Genomic DNA, 1701 nt, shown 5'->3' with positions numbered 1-1701 from the left:
GGCGGTAACACGGATTCCCCGATCGCCCAAGAGAAAGTGCGGGAAGTGCGATCGCTCTTAGTTGCCGGAATCCCCCCCGCAGAAATTGCCCTTTTACTAAAAAAATGATTCGCGATCGTTCGATTCGTAAACACATCCACATCAGGGCGACATCAAAGATTTGCCGATTACTCAGGCAAAAGCAGCGGAAGCGCGATCGCTATAGCAGCACTTTTGAAATCTTCAATAATCCCTTTCATAAACAAGTAAAAATGACGCTAAAAGGTTTTCCCAAAATATTGTAAGAGTCGGAAGGATGATTTATAAGATAGAAAAAATTAGGATCGTAATACCAATCGTACATGTACCCGAGGCTTCTGATATAGCTCGGGCTTACACCCGCGTTTGGGCTTTGGCGTACTAAAACTTGCACCCCTGTTATAGTGTCACCTACAAGGGAAAGCGGGAGAGTCGCAATGCCTCCTTGATTGAGTGCGGTAATTCCTGATTTTGTTATGAACCGATTTACAATAGCCGCTGTCACTTCGCTATCGCGGGCGATCGGCTGGGGGATTTGAGGCTCGGTAATGGGATTAGATAAAGGCATTAAATTAAATAATTACTATTTCGGTGACGTTGACAGTAGTGGGGCTGCTTGTACTCCGCATCATCACAGGCCCTTGCCAAGGGGCGGCTGCCGAATCCTCGAAGTACCCCCCCGGCAATATTTCGGCCGTGAAAGCAGTTGCAGAAACGCCTGTACCCAAAGTAAATAAGGCGTTGGCTGTTCCATCATTAAAAAGCATCAATCCCCGTCTGTTGTTCGCAGTATTGCGATCAGACAATACGGTAACTGGTGATGTCGTCAATGCAAATTCCGCGATAGAGCTGCCACCAGGGAATTTGGTAACTTGTTGCTGTTGTACTTGACTGGGATTAAATAAGGTCATTTTTGATTCTAAAAATTATCAATTGCATTTTTTAATTGGGCGTCCGACACTTCGATATATCGCACCAGTGAAGACAGACTTCTATGGCCTGTTGCGCGTTGAATCAACTTGACATCGTACCCCTGCTCACTTAAGCGAGTGATAAAACCGCGCCGTGCAGAATAAAGCGAGAATCCTTGATGCTCCAACCCAGCTTTTTTTACCGCGCGCCTAAAAGCTTTATCTACAGCCTGGGAGCTCAAGTGCTTATCCGAGCGATATAAAGAAGGGAATAGAAATCCCGATTCAGGCGGCTGGTAAGCTCTCAGCAGTAACTTGAGATCCTTGTGAATATCTAGCTCGCGCGTTTGCTTGTCCTTGCGGTTAGCGCCCGGATAAATCACTTTCTCGCGCGGTTGGCGCGTTAAAGGGTTTTGGTAGATGTGACTAACGTCTATTTTTAGGATTGCGCCTGGTCTCTCCCCAGTGTACCAAGCAATTCCTAAAAATAATTTGTAAACATCTGTTGCAAAATGGTTGCTAATTTGGTTAAAAGTGGATTGGCGAAGCGGCGTAGCTTGCCCGAACCTTAAAAGTTTCACAGTTGCGGATTTTGCGTAAATACTACCATACTAGCAACCGTTTAGTTGCTGTTTTTAGTCTAGCAGCCAAAACCGTTGATTCCCGGTTGTTTTATTTTTTTAAACAGTTGCTGATTTATCTAAAAGAGCAACTTCTTAAGAATTTAGAAGCCTACCAGCGAGCATTGTAATCTTACTTAAACTTGAGAAGT

General features: G+C 44.9%; 3 protein-coding genes. All 3 read right to left on the bottom strand.

Going from position 1 to position 1701, the window contains the following annotated elements:
- Nucleotides 1-235 precede the first annotated feature (235 nt).
- The 3 genes from QUA10_RS28965 to QUA10_RS28955 are packed head-to-tail and all read right to left on the bottom strand — an operon-like array spanning nt 236 to nt 1510.
- Nucleotides 236-586 carry a hypothetical protein gene (locus QUA10_RS28965; RefSeq protein ID WP_333086487.1) on the bottom strand — a complete coding sequence of 117 codons (351 nt, stop codon included), beginning with the start codon at nt 584-586 and terminating at the stop codon, nt 236-238.
- A 4-nt stretch (nt 587-590) separates the two neighbouring features.
- Nucleotides 591-929 carry a hypothetical protein gene (locus QUA10_RS28960; protein WP_333085962.1) on the bottom strand — a complete coding sequence of 113 codons (339 nt, stop codon included), beginning with the start codon at nt 927-929 and terminating at the stop codon, nt 591-593.
- A gap of 8 nt (nt 930-937) precedes the next feature.
- Nucleotides 938-1510: a tyrosine-type recombinase/integrase gene (locus QUA10_RS28955; RefSeq protein ID WP_333085961.1), complete on the bottom strand. Its 573-nt coding sequence runs from the start codon at nt 1508-1510 to the stop codon at nt 938-940.
- Between the last annotated feature and the right edge of the window lie 191 nt (nt 1511-1701).

It is taken from the genome of Microcoleus sp. Pol8_D6 (genome assembly GCF_036700965.1).
GTDB lineage: Bacteria > Cyanobacteriota > Cyanobacteriia > Cyanobacteriales > Microcoleaceae > Microcoleus.
The sequence above is the reverse complement of the archived record's forward strand: the minus strand, read 5'-3'. Positions and strand labels throughout refer to the sequence as shown.

Excerpts from the sequence above, each read along its gene's own strand:
- QUA10_RS28965 (WP_333086487.1), bottom strand. The coding sequence starts at position 586 with ATGCCTTTATCTAATCCCATTACCGAGCCTCAAATCCCCCAGCCGATC.
- QUA10_RS28960 (WP_333085962.1), bottom strand. The coding sequence starts at position 929 with ATGACCTTATTTAATCCCAGTCAAGTACAACAGCAACAAGTTACCAAA.